The sequence below is a fragment of the Streptomyces sp. NPDC057682 genome (assembly GCF_042799575.1).
Classification (GTDB): domain Bacteria; phylum Actinomycetota; class Actinomycetes; order Streptomycetales; family Streptomycetaceae; genus Streptomyces.
Genome location: NZ_JBHVIN010000005.1, coordinates 1 through 13006, shown reverse-complemented (window position 1 = coordinate 13006; position 13006 = coordinate 1). Strand labels below are relative to the sequence as shown.

Sequence of the window (13006 nt, the reverse complement as noted above, 5' to 3'; positions counted from 1 at the left end):
GGCGACGCGAGGCCCTGGGGGCGGTACGTGACGGAACTTTCTGCGGGCGGGGCGGAGGTGTCCCCGGTCCGCGTCGACGCCGTCCCGGCCCAGCACGGCCCCGGCCCCGCGGGCGGCGGTTCGGTGTGGGACGTCGACGCCGTGATCCTGCTCGTCGAGGACGACGCGGGGGACGCGCTGCTGGTCGAGGAGATGCTCGCGGACGGCGAGCTGGACTCCGCCCTGACCTGGTGCCGGACGCTGGCCGAGGCCCGCGCGTTCCTGGCCGGCTGCCGTACGCCCTGCTGTGTGCTGCTCGATCTCCATCTGCCCGACGCGGTCGGTGTGGACGCCGTCACCACGCTCGTCGAGTCGGCCCCCGACGCCGCCGTGGTGGTGCTGACCGGCACGGCCGAGGCGGACACCGGGCTGGCCGCGGTGGCCACCGGCGCACAGGACTATCTGGTCAAGGGCCGGCTCGATCCGCAGGTCCTGGGCCGCTCCGTCCGGTACGCGCTCCAGCGCAAGCAGGTCGAGCGGGCGGCGGGCGCGCTGCGCGCCAACCGGCTGATGGCGCAGGAGAACGCCCGGCTGGAGCGCGGGCTGCTGCCCGTGCCGCTGCTGCGCGACGGCGGTTTCGAGGCCGTGGCACGGTACGAGCCGGGACGGGCCCACGGGCTGCTGAGCGGTGACTTCTACGACGTGGTGCAGACGTCCGACGGGACCGTGCACGCGGTGATCGGCGATGTCTCGGGGCACGGGGCGGCGGAGGCCGCGCTCGGCGTCTGTCTGCGGGTGGCCTGGCGCACGGCGGTGCTGTGCGGGACCGACCGGCTCGAACAGGTCCGGGTCCTGGAGGAGATCCTGGTCGCCGAGCGGTCCGACCCGCATCTGTTCGCCACGCTCACCTCCCTGTCCTTCCCGCCCGGTGGCGACCGGGTCGACGTGGTCAGGGCGGGGCACCCCGGGCTGCTGCTGCGCAGCGGCACGTCGGTGAGCTGGTCCGAGCCGGATCCGGGGCTCGCCCTCGGGGTGCTCCCCGGCACCGGCCGCTGGACGGTGTCCGAGCTGGCGCTGCCCGCGGGCGGCCGGATCGTGCTGTTCACCGACGGGCTCTTCGAGGGGCGCACCGGCCCGCGGACCCGGCTGGGCGAGGACGGGCTGCTGGCCCTGGCCCGCCGAAACGGTTCGCTCGGCGCCCGCCCCTTCGTCGACACGCTGGTCGCCGAGGCGTCCCGGGCCGCCGCACCCTACGGAGGGCTCGCCGACGACGTGGCAGTGCTGCATCTGGGCTGGGCGCGCGGGGGTGCGTGGTGATCCGTCCGCGCCCCTCGACGGATCCGTACCGTCCGGGTGCGATCGCGCGGCTGTCCGTGCAGAACTGGGTCCATCTGATCCTCGGCGGCTTCGTGCTCGTGGTGTGCGGGGCGCTGGTGGCCGGCGGTCTGGTCCTGTCCCGGATCTCCGACCGCACGACGGAGCTGGTGGACCGGATCCAGCCCGCCAGGTCCTCGTCCTTCCAGCTCCAGAACGCCCTGCTCGACCAGGAGACGGGGGTGCGGGGCTTCGCGCTGACCGGTGACGACTCCTTCCTCGACCCGTACCAGGCGGGGCGGCGGGCCGAACAGGTGCGGCTGGCCAGGGTCCGGGCGCTGGTCGGGGAGGAACAGCCCTTCGCCGGGGACCTGGACCGTATCGAGGCCGCCGCGCGCGGCTGGCGCGCGCATCACGCGGAGCCGCTGATCGCCGCCGTCCGCAGCAGCGGTCCGGCCTCGGAGACCTCGCAGCCGATCCGGGGCAGCAAGGACGGGTTCGACACGCTGCGCCGCCTGTACGCCACGCAGCAGGACCATCTCGACACCGCGCGCGACCGTGCCCGCGCCGATCTGGAGCGGGCCCGCGCCACCCGGGACGAGGTGGTGATCGCCCTGGTCGCGGGGCTGCTCCTGGCGGTGGTCTCGCTGAGTCTGCTGCTGCACCGGACGGTGGGCCGGCCGCTGAACCGGCTGAGCGCCGCGTCCGACCGGGTGCGGGCGGGGGCCTTCGGCAACCGGATCGAGGTGCGGGGCCCGTCCGACGTCCGGGCGGTCGCCGCCGCCGTCGAGGACATGCGCCGGCGCATCGTCGACGAACTGGCCGGGTCCCGGGAGCGCGAGGCGCTGCTGGACGGTCAGGCGCAGGAGCTGCGGCGCTCCAACGCGGAGCTGGAGCAGTTCGCCTATGTGGCCTCGCACGACCTCCAGGAGCCGCTGCGGAAGGTCGCCTCGTTCTGCCGGCTGCTGGAGAAACGGTACGGCGGTGAGCTGGACGAGCGCGCCCATCAGTACATCGACTTCGCGGTGGACGGGGCGGCGCGGATGCAGGTGCTCATCGACGATCTGCTGACCTTCTCGCGGGTGGGCCGGGTCCACGACCGGTGGCGGACGGTTTCGCTCGACGCCTGTCTGGACCGCGCCCTGGCCGATCTCGCACTCGTCGTCGAGGAGTCCGGGGCCACCGTCGTCCGCGAGGCCCCGCTGCCGGAGGTCACCGGCGATCCCACCGCGCTCGCGATGGTGTGGCGGAATCTGATCGGCAACGCAGTGAAGTTCCGGCGGCCGGACGTTCCGTGCCGGATCCGGATCGACTGCGTCCGGCAGGACGGCACCTGGCGGCTGTCGGTGACGGACAACGGCATCGGCATCGCCCCCGAGTCGGCCGAGCGGGTCTTCGTGATCTTCCAGCGGCTGCACGGCCGGGACGCCTACGAGGGCACGGGGATCGGGCTGGCTCTCTGCCGCAAGATCGTCGAGGTCCACGGCGGCGGGATCGGCATCGACGTCGAGCACACCGGGGGCACCCGGGTGCGGTTCACCCTGCCCGTCGAGGGGCAGGGTCCGCGGCCGGCCACGGACCGCCCGGACGCCGCCGTCTCCGTGCCCGCTCCGGGAGGGCCCGCGTGAGCGCCCCGCGCCCCGGGCCGTCCGACGGGTCCCGGCACGACCGCCCGCCGCCGCACCGGCCGGAGGCCGGGGCGCGGCGGATCTCCGGGGATCCGCCGGGCCCTGTCCGGAGTGGGACGGCCGTGCGCGGGTATGCGGACGCCGAGACATGGTCACCGACCTCCCCTGCGTCGCCCTGGCGGGAGCACATGAACGAACAGGTCACCTCCCGGTCGGCCGGGTGTCCCGACCGGGACCGGCCGCCGGAGGTCTTGCACAGCGCCGAGGTCTTCGACGGCGAGCCGGGCTGCATCGCGCGGGCCCGCGCCCTGGCCGACCGTTTCCTGGCCCGCCTGGCGGCCGAATGGCTGGCGGTCTTCGGTGAGCACACCCGCAGCGATCTGCTGCTGGCGGTGAGCGAGCTGGTCACCAACGCGGACCGCTACAGCCATGGCCCGTACCTGCTGGAGCTGGAGGGCACCGCGCAGCGCGTCAGTGTGACCGTGTACGACAGCAGCACGTCCCTTCCGCATCTGTACGCCCCCGATCCCACGCGCCCCGGCGGGCACGGCATGGAGATCGTCGTGGCGGTCTGCGACCGGCTGACCGCCGAGCGGGTGCCGGTGGGCAAGCGCATCCGGGCCGAGTTCCAGCTGAGCAGCTGAACGCCCGAGCCGTGGGGCGGGCGGGACGCCGCCCGCCCCACATCCACCCCGGGCGCCTCAGGCGCTCCCGGCCGCTCCCCGGCCTCCGCGCGGCACGTGGTCGAGGGCGCAGTCGCCGCACAGCCCGCCGCCCGGGACCCGGTAGTAGAGGCAGCAGGTGCGCCGCCGGAAACCGGGGCCGCGCGCCGCACTCGTACCGCGCAGAAGCGGGTCGTCGAGGAGCCCGGCGGCCAGCGCACCGGCGCGGGCCGCGGCGTCCGGCCGTCCGTGCGTGCGCGCCCACGCCGTCAACTGCCCGGCGGCGCCCGCCAGAGCCGATCCGGCGTTGCCCCACAGCAGCCGTTCGGACACCCGGGTGTCGCGGCGGACCGCCGCGACGAGCGGGACGAGATGGCCGTGGAGGACCGCCTCCCGGATCCGGTCGGCGGTGCCGGGCAGACGGCGGTCCGCGTCGAGCCGGAGGTCGTCGGGGGCGGCCGCCCCCGGGTCCCAGCACAGCAGTTCCGGCCGCGGGTCGGGGAAGGTGCCCGTGAGCGCCGCCGGTCCGAGCGCGAGCGACCAGAGCCGGGACGCCAGACCCAGCTGGGCGACGGAGGCGGCGACCCGTCGCTCCGGTGTTCCGAGCCGCTGGGCGACGGTGTCGACACGTGCCGTGAGCGGGGCGTCCTCCCCCGCGTACAACCGGCTCAGCGGTCGGTGCGCGCCGCCCGGCACCGGGGCCGTCGCCACCGCGAAGAACCCGCCCGGACCTGCCGGTTCGCCCTGCGTCATCCGGTCACCGCCTCCCCTCGCACGGTCACGTGCCGTGGTGCCGCGGCCACCGGCCGTGCCACGGTCCGCCGTTCACCGTACCGCCGCGGGATGATCGTTCTGACGTCACCCGCGAGGAGGACTACCGTCGGGAGGAGGACACCCGGGCTGCTCCCGTACTACCAAAGCAGTACGTGAAATCGCCGTCTCAGGGACGACGACGCGGAGGCTTCGAAGGGAGATCGTGGTGTACATGAGTTCCCTCGCGCTGTCCGTGCTGCTGTCACTGGTCTCTGCGGTCGCCTACGCGGCCGGGGCGATCGTCCAGGAGCGCGTCGCGGCGACCTCGGAGGACGGCAGTTCCCTCACCCCGCTGCGCAACCGCGTCTGGTGGGCGGCGGTGGTGCTGAACGGTCTCGGCGCGCTGCTGCACGTGGTGGCGCTGGCGTACGGGCCGCTCAGCCTCGTCCAGCCGCTCGGCGCGCTGACCATAGTCTTCGCGCTGCCGATGGCGGCCGTGTTCGTGCGCCGCAGGGCCGGGGCGACCGCCTGGCGCGGCGCGGTCATGGCGACCGCGGGTCTGGCCGGGCTGCTGGCCCTGACCGGGAGTTCGGACGCGCACGCGCTCGGCGGTCCGCAGCAGCTGATGCTCGCCGTGGTGACGTTCGGCGCGGTGGCGGCGCTGATGCTGCTCTCGCGGGTCATGCGGCGGCCCGTGGTGCGCAGCGTGGTCCTGGCCGGTGCGGCGGGCGTCGCCTTCGGGATCGCCTCGGTGTTCACCAAGACCGTGGCGATGCGGTGGACGTCCGGTCAGGTCGGCGAGGGGCTGCCGTCGCTGCTGGTGATCGGGGCGCTCGCGGGGGCGGGGCTGCTGCTGTCCCAGGCCGCGTACCGGGGTGCCGGGCTGACGGCTCCGCTGGCCACCGTGACCGTGGTCAATCCGGTGGTGGCGGCCGCGGTCGGGCTCACGCTGTTCGGTGAGCAGTTCCGGCACGGCACGGCGGGGACCCTGCTCGCCCTGGTGTGCGGGGCGGTCGCGGCGGGCGGTCTGATCATGCTCACCACCGAGCGGATGAGCGCGGAGCGCGGAGCGGACGCGTCGGCGGACTCCTCCGACCCGGGCTCCGCCTCCTCCTCCACGCTCGCTCCCGCCCGCGCGGAGGGCGAGGATTTCGCCGGGCCCGCCGGCGCGCCGGCCCCGGTGGGCACACCGTCCGGCCGGCCGGACGGACCTCCTGCGGCGGACGGGCCGGTCTCCCCGGCCGCGGTGCCCCTGCCCGCGCCCCAGAACCCGAAGCGTCCCTCGGTGGTGCTGGAGGCGATCCCGGCACCGCCGCTGCATCACCGGCTGTACCGGGTGGAGTTCGGACCGGAGCCGCGTCCGGGCGGCGGCGGGCGGAAGGACGCCGAGCCCGTGGGCTCCGCCGCCGGGACCGGTGACCGGCCCGGCGTTCAGACGCTGACGCCACCCGCCCTGAGGTAGGCCAGCGGGTCGATGTCGGAGCCGTAGCCGGGGCCCGTGCGGATCTCGAAGTGCAGGTGCGGTCCGGTGACGTTGCCGGTCGAGCCGGAGCGGGCGATGCGCTGCCCGCCACCGACGTGCTGGCCGGAGCGGACCAGCAGCGAGGAGAGATGGGCGTACTGGCTGTACTTGCCGTCGCCGTGCCGGATGACGACCTGGTAGCCGTACGCCCCGCCCCAGCCCGCCGAGACGACCGTGCCGGACGCCACGGACTTCACCGAGGTGCCGGTGGGCACCGGGAAGTCGACACCCGTGTGGTAGCCGCTCGCCCAGGAACCGGACTGGTGATACGGGGTGCCGGTACGGGCGGCGACGGGGGCGGTGAGCCCGGTGTGCTTCTGGGTCCGCTGCGGCGTGCGGGTCTCGGCCTTCTCGGTCTTGGCCGGGTGCGTCTGCCGGGGCTTCGCCGCGGGCGCGGGGTGCGTCCGCTTCGGGGTGGCGGTCGGCTTGGGCCGGGCCTGCTGGGTGTGCTCGGGCTGTGCGGCCTTGGGCGCGGCGGGGTGGGCCGCCTCGGGCGCCGCCTTCGACGCCGCGCGCTTCTGGCCGGCGGACGCGTCCTTGGAGTGGTCCGGGGAGGTGGCGCTCTTCTTCGCGGGCGTGGAGGAGACCGTCCGTGCCGCGCCCCCGATGCTGAGACGCTGCCCCGGGAAGATCAGGTCCGGGTCGTCGCCGACGACGGAGCGGTTGTCCGCGTAGAGCCGCTGCCAGCCGCCCGTGACGTGCCGCTCGGCCGCGATCCCGGAGAGCGAGTCGCCGCGCGCCACGGTGTACGAGTCGCGCACACCGGGCACGGTCGTCGGGGTCGCGGCGGGGGTGGAGGCCTTGGGGGCCGCGGGCGCCCGGGTGGCGGGCCCCGCCTTCGTCACCGGGGCCGTGTGCTCGGTCTGCGGGCTGATGTCGGGGGCGTCCCCTCCCCGGGACAGGCCCGCCTTGCCCGAGCAGACCGGCCAGGCGCCCGGTCCCTGGCCCCCGAGGACCTTCTCGGCGATGGCTATCTGCTGGTCCCGGGTGGCCAGGTCGGCGCGCGGCGCGTAGACCGTCCCGCCGTACGCGGCCCAGGTCGACCGGGTGAACTGGAGCCCGCCGAAGTACCCGTTGCCGGTGTTGATGTGCCAGTTGCCGCTCGACTCGCACGCGGCGACCTTCTCCCAGACGTCCGCCGACGCCGCGCCCGCGGAGGCGGCGGTGATCAGCGGAAGGGCGATGCCCGCACCGCCCGCCGTCACCGTCAGCGAGACACGGTTGACGCGGCTCGGCTGGTACTTGCGGTGCCGTCCGTTCGCGGCCATGTTGTGGCTCCCCCACTCGCTGTAGGACACGTCGCAAGCGGTCAACTTATGTGCAGACAACGGGTGATGACAAGGGCACAGCGAGTTCCGGCCAAGGGTCCGAAAGAGGGGCGTACGGGACGTCAGCGGAGCGCGAAGGTGGTGGACGGGGCGATTCCCACGGAGCGCGCGGAGGCGCCCGGAGCCTGTCCGGTCACCCGGGCGGTGAGGGTGAGCAGGCGGACGCCGCCGTCCAGCGCGCGGGCACCGGCGAAACGGAGCCGGATCGGACGCGACGCGTCCGCGGGCAGCGCTCCGACCGCCAGGGTGAGGGTGTCGCCGCCGAGGGAGCCGTCGTCCGGCGGGGTCACGTCCTTCCACCGGCCGTCGTCGTACCACTGGACGCGCAGCTCCGCCGTCACCCGGCGGTTGTCCGAGCCCGGACCGCAGGTGTCGGCGGACTGCGGACCGTAGAGCCCGGTCGCGCAGGCGCGGAACTCGGCCAGGGCCGTGGCCTGCGGATAGGCGGTGCGCGAAAGGTTGGTGGCGGTGTAGCGCACCTCGGTCCAGGGCCCGCGTCCCAGAGGGGCCGGTTCGCGGAGCTGTGCCCGGTCGAGCGACAGCGCCATCGGGTGCACGCCGCCGTGGGCACGTACGAGCGTACGGCTGCCGTCGGACACGCTGATGTCCAGCGGGAGCGCGTCGCCCTCGACCCGGGGCCCCGCGTGCGGGGTGACGCCCAGGAAGGCGGTCGTGCCGCCGCTCGGGAGGCTCATCCGGAACGTGCCGGACGCGCCGCTCCCGTCCTTGGTGAGCGGCAGCCCCTTCCAGCCGTGGCCCGACTTCTCCTCCACGTCCGGCAGGGCGCCTCCGGAATGGCCGGAACCGATGTGCACCCGGACGACGACGTCCGACCGGGCGGCGCTCCCGTTGGAGAGGTGCAGCATCAGGCCGAGCCAGTCGTCGTAGGGGGTCATCTCCTCCAGCTTCAGCGAGACGGCCGCAGAGGGCGACGGGTCCGGTTCCGGACCGGCTCCCCCGCCTCCGCCGCACGCCGCGAGGAGGGCGAGGAGGGCGCATGCGGCCGTGCCGCGCAGCCGTCTCGTACGTCCACCGGACATCGCGCACCCTCCCCCGGGACCGAAGACCGCAGGCATCCTACGCGCTGTCCCGAGGGTTCCTGGCGGGTGCGCGACGCCGGCCGGGCCCGGTGGAACGGCACTTGGGCCCTGCCGCCGCGGGGCCGGCGGGGTCCCGGTGACACGGCCGGCACCCACCCCTTCCGCGTCCGCCGTGACGGTCCGCACGCCCCGGGCCCCCATTGACACGGTCGGCGTCGGCCAGCGACGCTGGGCGCGACATCCCGGGAGAGCGCTCTCCGACTGTGTGGGAGCGCGGTGCGCGAAGGAGCACGGCCGCCATGACGGACGAAGAGATCGATGCGTTGCTCGACAAGCTCGACACGGCGGGAAAGGTGCGGCTGCTGACCGGGGCGAGCACCTGGCGCACCCACGGCGAGCCGGCGCTCGGGCTGCGGCAGCTCACCCTCTCCGACGGGCCGGCCGGGGTGCGCGGCGAGACCTGGGACGAACGCGAGACCTCGCTCGTCCTGCCCTCCCCCACGGCACTCGCCGCCTCCTGGGACGAGCGGCTGCAGACCGAACTCGGCGCCCTGCTCGCCTCGGAGGCCCGCCGCAAGGGCGTCGACGTACTCCTCGCCCCCACCCTGAATCTGCACCGCTCCCCGCTGGGCGGACGGCATTTCGAGTGCTTCTCCGAGGACCCGCTGCTCACCGGGCGGACCGGTGCCGCGCTCATCAGGGGCATCCAGTCGGGCGGAGTGGCGGCCACCGCCAAGCACTTCGTGGGCAACGACTCCGAGACGGACCGGCTGACCGTCGACGTCCGCATGGACGAACGGACCCTGCGCGAGGTCTATCTCGCCCCGTTCGAGGACGCCGTGGAGGCCGGGGTGTGGGCGGTGATGTCCGCGTACAACCGGGTGGACGGCGTCACGATGTCCGCCTCCCCGCTCCTGGAGAGCCCGCTGAAGGACGACTGGGGCTTCGACGGGGCGGTCGTCTCCGACTGGGGCGGTGTGCGCACCCTGCTGGACTCCGCGCGCTCCGGCCAGGACCTGGCGATGCCGGGCCCGCAGGGGCCGTGGGCGGAGGGGCTGCTGGACGCGGTGGAACAAGGACTGGTGTCCGCCGGCACGATCGACGACAAGGTGCGCCGGCTGCTGCGGCTGGCCGGACGGGTGGACGCACTGGGACCGGCCCGCCCCGCCCGACGGCCGGCCCCCGCCCCCGACGCCCGCCGCGCCCTGCTGCGCCGCGCCGTCTCCGCCGGTGCGGTACTGCTGCGCAACGACGACGCCCTGCTGCCGCTCGACCCGGCGGCCCTGCGCTCGGTCGCCGTGATCGGGCCGCACGCCACGGCCGTGCGCGTCCAGGGCGGCGGCAGCGCCGAGGTCTTCCCCGAGAGCGTGGTCACCCCGCTGGCCGGGATCGAGAAGGCACTGGACGGGGCGGCCGCCGTGTCGTACCGGCCGGGACTGCCGCCGTCGCCCCGCCCGGCCCCGCTCGGCCGCGACCGGTCCCGCGATCCGCGCACCGGCGAACCCGGTGTGCTCGTCCGCCTGCTGGACGCGCGGGGCCGCGAACTGCACGCCGAGCACCGGCTGTCCGGGCGGATCGTGGAACCGTCGGTGCCGGCCGGCGCGGCCGCCCTGGTGGAGATCCGGGCCCTGTTCCGGCCGGGCGCGAGCGGGGAGTGGACCTGGGCGGTGGGCGGCTGGGGCGATCTCTCGCTCTCGGTGGACGGGCGCGAGGTACTCAACGGCACGTTCCCCGTGGACAGCGACGACCCGACCCGGGTCCATGTCGCCCCGCCCCTGCGCACCGGCCGCGCCGTGCTGGTGGCGGACCGGGAGGTGGAGGTGGTGGCCCGGCGCTCGCTCACCCCGGGCTCCGGTGTCGCGACGGTCCTCGCCGCCGCCCCGCCCCCGGCCGATCCCGAACGCGCGCTGGCCGAGGCGGTGTCGGCGGCCCGGGTGGCCGATGTCGCCGTGGTGGTCGTCGGAACGACGGAGCAGAGCGAGTCGGAGGGGCACGACCGTACGGATCTGGCCCTGCCGGACGGGCAGGACGCGCTGGTCGGGGCCGTGGCCCGCGCCAATCCGCGCACGGTCGTGGTCGTCAACTCCGGTGGCCCGGTCGCCCTGCCCTGGCACACGCGGGTGCCCGCGCTGCTGCTCGCCTGGTTCCCCGGACAGGAGGCCGGTGACGGTCTGGCGGACGTGCTGTTCGGCCGGGCCGAGCCGGGCGGCCGGCTGCCCACGACCTGGGCCGCCGCACAGCGCGACGTCCCCGTCCTCACCACCGTGCCCGGCCCGGACGGGACGCTGCGCTACGAGGAGGGCCCGCACATCGGCCACCGGGCCTGGCTGCGCTCCGGCGCCGCGCCGGCGTACTGGTTCGGCCACGGTCTCGGGTACACCCACTGGGAGTACCAGGAACTGACCGCCCCCGCGTCCGTGGCGTCCGGGGAGCCCTTCGACGTCCGTGTCCGGGTGCGCAACACCGGGCGGCGGCGCGGTCGCGAGGTGGTGCAGGTGTATCTGGCGCGGACGGAGTCGGCCGTGGAGCGGCCGGTGCGCCGGCTCGTGGGGTACGCGGCGGTGGAGGCCGATCCCGGCGGGAGCGCCGTCGCGGTGGTCCGGCTGGGCGGGCGCGCCCTGGCCCACTGGTCGCCCGAGCGGGGCGGCTGGGAGACGGAGCCGGGCGGGTTCACGCTGCTCGCGGGGCGTTCGGCGGGCGATCTGCCGCTGGCCGCCGAGGTCGTTGCCCGGACTCCGCGGGACTCGGCGGGGAAAGGATCCGGTAACGGTTCGGAGCACGATGGAGAGCGCTCTCCGCTGATGCTATAAATGCGCTCATGACGGATGACCCGCGACCGGCCGGCACACCCACTCTCGAAGACGTGGCGAGGGCGGCCGGGGTCTCCCGCGCCACCGTCTCCCGGGTGATCAACGGCGTACGCAATGTGGACCCGGTGATCCAGGAGGCGGTGCGCCGGGCGGTCTCCGAGACCGGTTACGCGCCCAACCGTGCCGCGCGCTCCCTGGTGACGCGCCGCACCGACGCCATCGCGCTGGTGGTGTCGGGGGCGGGCGTGGAGTCCGAGCCGGTCGAGGGGGCGGACGGGGCGGAGGGCGACGAGGGGGCGTCGTTCACCGCCCAGGTCTTCGCGGACCCGTTCTTCGGGCGGGTGGTGACCGGGGTGGTCAACTATCTGCGGCCGCGCGGGATGCATCCGGTGCTGATGTTCGCGGAGACCTCCCGGGCGCGCGAGGACGTGGTGTCGTTCCTGCGGCAGGGCAGCGCGGACGGCGCGCTGGTGGTCTCGACGCACGCGGAGGACCCGCTGCCGGGTCTGCTCACCGACGCCGGGCTCCCGGCGGTGCTGTACGCGCGCCCGGCCCGGCCGGTCCGGATCAGCTATGTCGATCTGGCGCACCAGGACGGTGCCCGGCTGGCCGCGGAGCATCTGCTGGCCCGGGGCTGCCGCCGGGTGGCGACGATCGCGGGTCCGCTGAACGTGCCCGCCGGCCAGGAGCGGCTGACCGGTTTCCGCGAGGCGATGACGCGGCACGGCCATGCGTACACCCCGATCGCGGAGGGGCAGTTCACCCAGGAGAGCGGCGAGGCCGCCATGGAACGGCTGCTGGCCGAGCACCCGGATCTCGACGGGGTGTTCGCGGCCAACGATCTGATGGCCGTGGGCGCGTGCCATGTGCTGCGGGAGCACGGCAAGCGGGTGCCCGAGGACGTGGCCGTGATCGGATTCGACGACAGCAGCGCGGCGTCCGCGTGCCGGCCACCGCTGACGACGGTCCGCCAGCCGGTGGAGGCCATGGCGGCCGAGATGGCCCGGCTGCTGATCGAACGTCTGGGCAAGCCGGACGGCGCCGCGACCTCGGTGATCTTCGAACCGGCCCTGGTGGTCCGGGACTCGGCGTAGAGGGTGTCCGGCACGGCCCGGGGTGACCTGCCGGCCGGTGTCGCGGCCCCGGGCCGTGACCTGCCGGCCGGTGTCGCGGCCCCAAGTCGTCACCTGCCGGCCGGTGTCGCGACCCCGGGCCCTGACCTGCCGGACATGGCCCCGGGGCCCGCTTTCCGATCATGCCGCCCACGGGGTGTTGTGCCGGGCGGTGGCGCCGTGAAGGATCGGACGGTCGTAGTGCGTGGTGATCGGGGGCCCTGGTGAGCATGACCGAACGGATTCTTCCCCTCGCGGGTGTCGGCCTGGGGGCGCTCCTGTCGTTCCTGGTGACCAGCCTGAACGAGCGGACCCGGTGGCGCAGGCAGCAGTCCGTCCGGTGGGACGAACGGCGGCTGACGGCCTATGCCGAGTACGCCCACGCGGTGAAGGAGCTGGCGGCCCGGTACCACCGGGTCGCCGCCGCCCGGGGGCTGGTGTCCGGGCCGGTGGAGCTGGAGCCGACACCGGACGTGCTGGCCGAACTCGGCGAGATGGAAGCCCGCCGGTCGGCCCTGTCGGAGACGCTCGGGCTGCTCGGCGACACGGAGGCGAACACCGCGTCGAAAACAGTGGACCACTGTCTGTGGCGGCTGGAGTGCCTGGCCCGGGGCGTGCCGATGGAGGGCGAGCACGACTGGGACGAGGCCTTCCAGGACTTCCGTGCCGCGCGGAGCCGTTACGTGGAGCACGCGCGGGCGAGCCTCGGGGTGCCGGGAGCCGTGGCCCGGGACGTGCCCTGGTCCGCGGAGTGGCGCCCGGCGCCGGAGGCCTCGTCCTGATCCACGCGGCCCCGCGTCCGGACCCGTCCCCGGGCCTCCGTGCGCCGCGACCGGGGCGGGCCCCGCCCGCCCCGGT

General features: G+C 75.1%; 10 protein-coding genes. 7 read left to right on the top strand and 3 right to left on the bottom strand.

All coding sequences use genetic code 11. The features are described 5' to 3' along the window. The first annotated feature begins 57 nt into the window (after window positions 1-57). From ACFVDM_RS09875 to ACFVDM_RS09865, 3 genes are all read left to right on the top strand, one after another. The gene (locus tag ACFVDM_RS09875) at window positions 58-1296 is read left to right on the top strand and encodes a PP2C family protein-serine/threonine phosphatase (RefSeq protein WP_383636757.1); all 1239 of its coding nucleotides are present in this window, start codon (window positions 58-60) and stop codon (window positions 1294-1296) included. Further along, the gene (locus tag ACFVDM_RS09870) at window positions 1293-2921 is read left to right on the top strand and encodes a CHASE3 domain-containing protein (RefSeq protein WP_383635507.1); all 1629 of its coding nucleotides are present in this window, start codon (window positions 1293-1295) and stop codon (window positions 2919-2921) included. The genes ACFVDM_RS09875 and ACFVDM_RS09870 overlap by 4 nt, the downstream gene beginning before the upstream one ends. A gap of 188 nt (window positions 2922-3109) precedes the next feature. Continuing rightward, complete coding sequence (locus tag ACFVDM_RS09865) at window positions 3110-3565, top strand: ATP-binding protein (RefSeq protein WP_383635504.1); 456 nt, start codon at window positions 3110-3112, stop codon at window positions 3563-3565. Window positions 3566-3622: 57 nt separating this feature from the next. Here ACFVDM_RS09865 and ACFVDM_RS09860 read toward each other — a convergent pair whose 3' ends face one another. Continuing rightward, window positions 3623-4336, bottom strand: coding sequence for a (2Fe-2S)-binding protein (locus tag ACFVDM_RS09860; protein WP_383635501.1), 714 nt, complete (start codon window positions 4334-4336; stop codon window positions 3623-3625). Window positions 4337-4559: 223 nt separating this feature from the next. Here ACFVDM_RS09860 and ACFVDM_RS09855 point away from each other — a divergent pair, with 223 nt between their 5' ends. Beyond that, window positions 4560-5798, top strand: a complete 1239-nt coding sequence (locus tag ACFVDM_RS09855) for a DMT family transporter (RefSeq protein ID WP_383635498.1) — start codon at window positions 4560-4562, stop codon at window positions 5796-5798. On the opposite strand, the gene ACFVDM_RS09850 is transcribed toward ACFVDM_RS09855, so the two are convergent. Together ACFVDM_RS09850 and ACFVDM_RS09845 are read right to left on the bottom strand one after the other, a co-directional pair. After that, the gene (locus ACFVDM_RS09850) at window positions 5768-7126 is read right to left on the bottom strand and encodes a transglycosylase family protein (protein ID WP_383635495.1); all 1359 of its coding nucleotides are present in this window, start codon (window positions 7124-7126) and stop codon (window positions 5768-5770) included. The two genes, ACFVDM_RS09855 and ACFVDM_RS09850, sit on opposite strands and share 31 nt — an antisense overlap. Before the next feature lie 122 nt (window positions 7127-7248). After that, window positions 7249-8226 carry a hypothetical protein gene (locus ACFVDM_RS09845; RefSeq protein ID WP_383635493.1) on the bottom strand — a complete coding sequence of 326 codons (978 nt, stop codon included), beginning with the start codon at window positions 8224-8226 and terminating at the stop codon, window positions 7249-7251. A gap of 299 nt (window positions 8227-8525) precedes the next feature. Here ACFVDM_RS09845 and ACFVDM_RS09840 point away from each other — a divergent pair, with 299 nt between their 5' ends. The 3 genes from ACFVDM_RS09840 to ACFVDM_RS09830 all read left to right on the top strand — a co-directional run bounded on the left by ACFVDM_RS09840 (window position 8526) and on the right by ACFVDM_RS09830 (window position 12930). Continuing rightward, window positions 8526-11036 (top strand): glycoside hydrolase family 3 C-terminal domain-containing protein, encoded by a 2511-nt coding sequence (locus ACFVDM_RS09840; RefSeq protein ID WP_383635490.1) that lies wholly within the window; start codon window positions 8526-8528, stop codon window positions 11034-11036. An 8-nt stretch (window positions 11037-11044) separates the two neighbouring features. Next, window positions 11045-12130, top strand: coding sequence for a LacI family DNA-binding transcriptional regulator (locus tag ACFVDM_RS09835; protein ID WP_383635487.1), 1086 nt, complete (start codon window positions 11045-11047; stop codon window positions 12128-12130). Window positions 12131-12378: 248 nt separating this feature from the next. After that, entirely contained in the window at window positions 12379-12930 is a 552-nt protein-coding gene (locus ACFVDM_RS09830; RefSeq protein ID WP_383635484.1) for a hypothetical protein, read from the top strand. The last annotated feature ends 76 nt before the right edge of the window (window positions 12931-13006 follow it).